General features: G+C 37.1%; 8 protein-coding genes. 2 read left to right on the top strand and 6 right to left on the bottom strand.

The features are described 5' to 3' along the window. Positions 1-211 precede the first annotated feature (211 nt). On the bottom strand, positions 212-559 hold the full coding sequence (locus HMPREF3216_RS00790; RefSeq protein WP_060786500.1) for a hypothetical protein: 348 nt from the start codon (positions 557-559) through the stop codon (positions 212-214). A 295-nt stretch (positions 560-854) separates the two neighbouring features. On the opposite strand from HMPREF3216_RS00790, the gene HMPREF3216_RS00785 reads away from it, so the two are divergent. Then, positions 855-1160, top strand: a complete 306-nt coding sequence (locus HMPREF3216_RS00785) for a type II toxin-antitoxin system RelB/DinJ family antitoxin (protein WP_060786499.1) — start codon at positions 855-857, stop codon at positions 1158-1160. Further along, entirely contained in the window at positions 1157-1489 is a 333-nt protein-coding gene (locus HMPREF3216_RS00780) for a type II toxin-antitoxin system RelE/ParE family toxin (protein WP_060786498.1), read from the top strand. The genes HMPREF3216_RS00785 and HMPREF3216_RS00780 overlap by 4 nt, the downstream gene beginning before the upstream one ends. Before the next feature lie 184 nt (positions 1490-1673). On the opposite strand, the gene HMPREF3216_RS00775 is transcribed toward HMPREF3216_RS00780, so the two are convergent. The 5 genes from HMPREF3216_RS00775 to HMPREF3216_RS00755 all read right to left on the bottom strand — a co-directional run bounded on the left by HMPREF3216_RS00775 (position 1674) and on the right by HMPREF3216_RS00755 (position 6132). Next, complete coding sequence (locus tag HMPREF3216_RS00775; RefSeq protein ID WP_004573936.1) at positions 1674-2285, bottom strand: CadD family cadmium resistance transporter; 612 nt, start codon at positions 2283-2285, stop codon at positions 1674-1676. A 148-nt stretch (positions 2286-2433) separates the two neighbouring features. Further along, positions 2434-2697: a hypothetical protein gene (locus HMPREF3216_RS00770; RefSeq protein WP_060786497.1), complete on the bottom strand. Its 264-nt coding sequence runs from the start codon at positions 2695-2697 to the stop codon at positions 2434-2436. Between the two features lie 591 nt (positions 2698-3288). Continuing rightward, positions 3289-4239, bottom strand: a complete 951-nt coding sequence (locus tag HMPREF3216_RS00765) for an ABC transporter permease (protein ID WP_060786496.1) — start codon at positions 4237-4239, stop codon at positions 3289-3291. Beyond that, a complete protein-coding gene (locus HMPREF3216_RS00760; protein ID WP_060786495.1) occupies positions 4236-5015 on the bottom strand; it encodes a hypothetical protein in 780 nt (259 codons plus the stop codon). The genes HMPREF3216_RS00765 and HMPREF3216_RS00760 overlap by 4 nt, the downstream gene beginning before the upstream one ends. 10 nt (positions 5016-5025) lie before the next feature. Further along, positions 5026-6132, bottom strand: coding sequence for an ABC transporter ATP-binding protein (locus HMPREF3216_RS00755; protein WP_060786494.1), 1107 nt, complete (start codon positions 6130-6132; stop codon positions 5026-5028). Positions 6133-6583: the final 451 nt, after the last annotated feature.

The raw sequence follows: 6583 nt of genomic DNA, 5'->3' as shown, positions 1-6583 counted from the left end.
AAAAGGTTTAAGATTGGCTTAATAGCTTGATTTTAGGCAAGATATCCATTCTCCTCACACCTTGTCCATGCAATATTAGATTGTTGGCTGGAAGCCGTGGTGTTCTAATAATGGGCGTAAATTTCAAGTTCAACTTTAAAATTACGCCCAAATGGTCAACTTGTCTTTTACGAGTAAAAAAAAACACGCAGAAAAAGAATTGCTCCGTACACTAAATATTTTGCCCTTTATGACTTGATGACATATATTTCACGCACCGCGCTTTCCAATCATCCTCACTAACGCAAGCAAATGCATCCGTTACAGCCTGCAAACCTAAACTTTTAACATACTTACAAGCAATACTAAAACTATTATCAATGCTGATCTCTTCATTTACTAGCAAACTATACTTCTCATAAACAGAAGGAACAGCAGAGCCAATATCATCAAATAAAAAAGGATTCATATCACTTAAAAATGAAGTCAATTCTTCACTTTTATTTTCTTTCCAATAATGATTTAACGCGTAATAAATCATAGAAAACAATTCAAACTTATTCACAACTATTCCTCCCACGGATCATTATTTAATCCTGTCCTATCATGCCCCCATTAGTTTTTTCACTATGCTAGTCCAATCATCATATTCAACAAATTGAGTTTTCAAAAAATATAGTTAATAAATGCCTTAATTATAATTCCCAAAAAAGCACGTTATTTGTTCGTCAATGCGCCTAATTCCCGTCCTACAAATAACACCTAAACCAACAACGGAAAGCTATAATCTGAATAGTAGTTAAACTTTTGCTTTCATTTGCTTGCATATGCTTGCAACTATTTTGTAAAATAAGGCCAGAAAGGACGCGAACACAATGACAAACACGAACGCTGTATATGCAAGAATAGATACAAATCTTAAAGAAAACGCTGAAAACATCTTGAACCAGCTTGGCATAACACCATCTTCAGCAATCCAAATGCTATACAGCCAAATCGTTTTACAAAAAGGTATGCCATTTGAACTCCGCTTGCCAACTAATACGCCTACTGCTTTAGGCAGCTTAACAAGAGCCGAGTTGGATAAAGAATTACAAAAAGGCATCAACTCACTTTCGACTGGCAAATCTTATAGTGAAGATGAAGTAGACCAATTCTTTGCTAAGAAATACGGCGTATGAGCACAACCTATAACATCATTTATTCTCCACAATCGTTCCTTGATCTCACTGGGCTATACGAATACATTCGCTTTAATTTACAAGTTCCAAAAACGGCGGAAAAACAAGTCAACCGCATTAAGCATGCTATACGTTCTCTTAACACTATGCCTATGCGATATCCGCTTGTAGAGTGGGAGCCGTGGTTATCTATGGAAATACGCAGAGTTCCAGTCGACAACTACACTGTTTTCTACAAAGTAGACGAAAACCAAATGACTGTAACAGTTATTCGCATATTCTACTCAGGCAGAAATATAGAAAACATTGTTAACGACCCAAACAATTAATGCGCGATTTGGGTTAAAGAGTAACGAATGAAATAGCGTAATTCCAAACGCTACGAAACACACCCACCTAATCAGCCTCCTGCATCAGATAGTACGATCAAGCGCCGTGACGGTGGGAAGCACCACTTATTTTTCTCGTTTGAGTTTGAACATAAAAATAGCAGATAAAGGGAAGGAAATGAATTTACACCACTTTTAGGACTTGACCTATGAAATAATTAATAGTTCCATTTTCAATCAATATATAGAGACCTAGTCCAATAAACACGACTGGTACAATTACTTTTTCGTACTTTTCCACAGTCTCTCCGATAGCAGAAATTGAGGCGAGATTTTGAGATAATTTGCATAGAATCAAAATCCCTAAGGCAAATATTACTAAACTTATACCAATCTCAATCAAACTCTTTCCTGTAAAATAAGGGATATAAATTCCTAAATTATCTCCACCCATTGCCACTGTTAAACTTGTAAATGCTAAGATTTTTGATCCATTTCCGGTAATTTTCCCCTCGATATCTTCTTCATCAATATCTTCATCCACAAAAATTGCTCTTATACCAAGACCTAGCGGAATTAGACCAAGGAGTCCGATAATCCAATCTTGTGGAATAAAATTTAAAAAGTAAGCGGCAATAAGACTAGCCAGTACAAGCAGTCCTGTACCTAAATACTGCCCTACATAAATTGATTTCAAACCTTTCTTTCCTTGACTAGCGAATAAAATAGTCAAAACAACTAAGTAGTCAATGGATGTAGAAACAAAAACTAATAAAGCGGATACTATTGTTTCCATTATTTCTCCTTTCAAAATGTTAAATTTTTTAGACAGACGCACCCTCTTCTCTCCATTGATACTCAACCCATAACTCTTTTAACAGCAAAAAAGCACGTCAGCGACTTGCTGATATACTTTTATTTTACCTTACACTTTCCCTGTAAGATTAACGCTTTAGTTCTGTCTTGCTCCCATCAAGGAAAGTAAACTCAACCTTTCCATCTTGATGCACAGTTAGATGGTCAACCATGCTAAGCCAGACGTTTTCATCGAACACTGTTAACAAGTCCTGCTTTTTCAAATCCTCGATAAAATATTCAACTTCATCATGCCTCATTTGCTTTTCAACAATGCGAGCTTTTACTCCCTTAAGCCTTGATTCTACAGTATTGAACCTGTTCACTAGACTCGTATATTTTTTCTCCCACATATGCTACGGTACATTTCCTTCTGCATAAATTTTTTCCACTTACAAGGTGGGTGCAAAGTGGCAAATCGACTTGCATGCGCGATTAAAGCATAATTCGCGAATGCACTTCGATTCGCTGAGCTTGCTTAAGGTTGAAAGCACAGTGTGCTTTCAACGCAAGCGAAGTACGTTAACATCCTGTGCACTCAAACCCTACACCGTCGACATGTTTCCTCAAACAGCAAAACTGCGCTCAAAAACCACCCCAAGCCAGCCTAAAGCCGCCGCATATTAAACCTTTTAACGATACCCCTCGCAAACCCCTGCTACACAAAGGCAAAAATGCACCCAGCTGTTAAGCCCTAGACATCAATACGACAGTCTCGACGTGGATTGAGAGAACTCCAAGTATAGCTACACTTTTTTGAGTGTACACTATTGATAGTGGGTGCACTTTTTAACGATAGAAAAAGCTATCGTTAAAAGATTTAAGATTGGCTTGATAGCTTGCTGAACAATCTTACGCAATAATCAACATGCCACTAGTCTTACACCCACTCTCCATACGCGAATCTAATCCTTATATAATTAACTAAATCCCATATTTATTACTTAAAACCCTATATTTGTTAAAGTACCTTTACGCTGTTGAACCGCAACACCAATATTCCATATGATCACACCAACAATTGCCCATAACATGCCAACAATAAGAATCACAAGTAGCGATACGCCAACATTTACAGAACCATCAATTATACTACGAGATGCTTGAGTAACATGAGTTACTGGAATCACGTATAACACGTATTGCATCATCTTAGGAAATACGCTAATTGGAGCAATCACACCACAAACAATAGGAAGTATTGCACTAAGCGCGTTAGAAATAGTATAAACATCATTCATCATCATGCTTATAGCAGCTATAGCAATACCAAATCCCGTAGAAGCAACAGGAACAATAAGGAACAACAGCATCAACGCACTCATATTAATCACAAAGAAAGCACTCGGGCTTACTACAAGCATTGTTATAAACAAAGTCACAGCATCACTCACTAAAGAAATAGTAACGAGCGCAATAATACGACCGAACCATAATGGTAATGCAACTTTTGCGCTTGTAAGCACGAATGGTGTTGTACCTTCAAAACGATCCCATGCTAGTGCTTCTGACACAGTCATACTTGTGGAAATAGAACATGCACCCATCACGGCAGGAAGAGTTGAAGCAATCAAACTATGATTAAAACCAGCGCTAGTTGCAGCATTAGCTGCTCCATTGAATCCTCCACTTACAGCTCCAGCTAGAAAAACGTATAAGAACGTGGATAAAAGAGGCTCAACAATCATACGGATAACAGCAGTATTCCAACTATTTAAGCTAGGTATACTCTGTATACTCACTCTTGCACCAGTTCGTATACTAGATAACACGCTCACGTGACCATACTGTGAATATTGATTATATTGATGCAATTCAGCGTACTTACTATTTTGAATAATTTTATTTTGCATTTTATTTCGCATAGTTTCAACCTGATTATTATTTCGTATCATATTATGTTTAAACTTCCATTAAGCGTTGCAAGTCGAATAGCATGACGTAACATAAAACTTGCAATAACAAGCAGAACGCTGGATAATACAACGCATAACACAATTGCTAACACAGTAGTAGCATTAAACGATTGCGCATGAGACACCCACACTGCAGACATAAGCGGATGAATAAACGCAATAATGCGAGCAGGCAATGGCATTGATTCTACAGGGATTACTATTCCACAAAGCATCCATACAGGAATTAAAATCAAACCTTCATAAACTGTAGCTTTACGGCATAATACAAAAATTCCAGATAATAATGCAGCAGAAGCTACGCAAGCAAGCATAGAAAGTAAGTATCCAACTAACTGCGTGAATGTTATCATAAAGAACCCATGGCAGAAAACAGCAACGGTAATAATCGCAAGCGGCATACCAATGCACCCAAGTAAAGCTGCGGATCCTACAATAGGAAGAAACACTGCAGAAGGTGAGATAACACTTAAAGTTAAATATTGTAATGTTCCTAAATAACGCTGGTATCCAATAATTCCAACAGCAGTAGTTGTAGCAGACCATAATCCAGCTATAGAAGAATCAACCCAAATATTATTAAGGAAGTTGGTACAATTATGAGAAAAACCATAGTATGCAACAATTTTCATCAACGCAAAACATACTGGAGCAAGTATCGCATTTTGCAAGAAAAACGTTGTTTTTGCTAAGCTTTTAAGCTGAAACCATAAGCCACGAATCACAGAAGCGTATGAACGAGTAGAAGTATTCATATTAAGCCTCCTACTTACTTAATGGGAGTGAGGACGGCGAAGAAGACGGCGTAGCAGCAGAAGAAGTAGAAGTATTTGACGCAGAAATATTATCATTTTGCACAATAGCAAGATACGTTTCTTCCAAACTTGCAGCACGATCACCTAAACGCGTAATCCCATCAACAGGAATTTTAATATTTCGTTCTTGAGATAATGTTTTACTCCACGCGATAGTAATATTTAACACTCCATGCGATTCAAAAACATCACACCACAACACTCCATCAAGTTTTTGCAATTCTTCCTTAACACTAGGAGTTCCGCTTGATACTTCACCGTCATACGCGTACATTGTTACATGATCAATATGCTGCAAAGAAGCCAACTGCTGAACACTTCCCTGAGCAATAATATTACCGTGATTTATTACAGCAACAGTATCAGCTAATTTTTCAGCCTCACTCATCTCATGCGTAGTTAACAAAATCGCTATTCCTTGATCTCGTAAAGCATGAATAATCTCACGTACTTTCCTAGCATTTTCAGGATCCAAACCAGTAGTAGGCTCATCTAAAAGCATAAGATCCGTTCTAGCAACCAGCGATCGAGCAATATGCAACCGCTGCCACATTCCCCTTGAAAAAGTTTGAACAGCATCATGAGCTTTATCAAGTAAATCAACTTGCTCAAGAGCATCGTGAATACGTTTTCCTTGCTCCCTATATGGAACAGCGGAAAGATCAGCAAAATAACGAAGATTATCTAATGCACTTAACCTTTGATAAAATCCTCGCTCACCTCCAAGAAGTAACGACACGTGCTTACGTGCTTCTCGAGGATTACTCACAGCATCAATACTGGCAATACGAACACTACCACTATCAGGAGCTAACAACGTACCAACAATTTTTACAGTAGTTGTTTTACCTGCACCATTCGGACCAAGCAAGCAAAATATTTCACCAGAATGGATATCAAAAGATACGTTATGTAAAACTTGACGAGTTGTTTTCTTACGACCGAATCCACGAGAATAAGATCTTGTTATATTATCAATACGCAATATTAAGTTGCTAGCTGACTGCTTATTATTGTTATCGCGACTATCAGTTGCGTTTTCTATATTATTATTCATTATTATTGCTTCGTTCTTACGTGTTATTAAAGCTTAATTATTACTGTTATTAAACCTTAATTCTTACTGTTATTGAATAAATTTCAACAATGAAAATCAGTTAGATAAAAAGATAACGCTTGCTTATAAGAACGATAAGAACGCGCAAAAACATGCAAAAAACGTGCAAAAACTAGCGCGCATGTGCAAACATAATGATAAACATCATGCGCAATGCGTGTTTAATACTGCTAAAGAATATATATCTTAAGCTGTTTTATGTGCTTTTATATGCCTTTCAAACCGTTCTTAAGACTAGCGATTATTTGGGCAGTCATAGCGCAACACCTCATAAACTTAAATGTGCTTTACGTGGAAAATTATATGAGCATTCCGCAAAAAACTCAAATATAAGCAATCACAAAACATTTGTTTAACATGTGCAAAATATTACTATTTCTTCTTATAACCT

It is taken from the genome of Gardnerella vaginalis, assembly GCF_001546455.1.
Lineage (GTDB): Bacteria > Actinomycetota > Actinomycetes > Actinomycetales > Bifidobacteriaceae > Bifidobacterium > Bifidobacterium vaginale_B.
The sequence above is the reverse complement of the archived record's forward strand: the minus strand, read 5'-3'. Positions and strand labels throughout refer to the sequence as shown.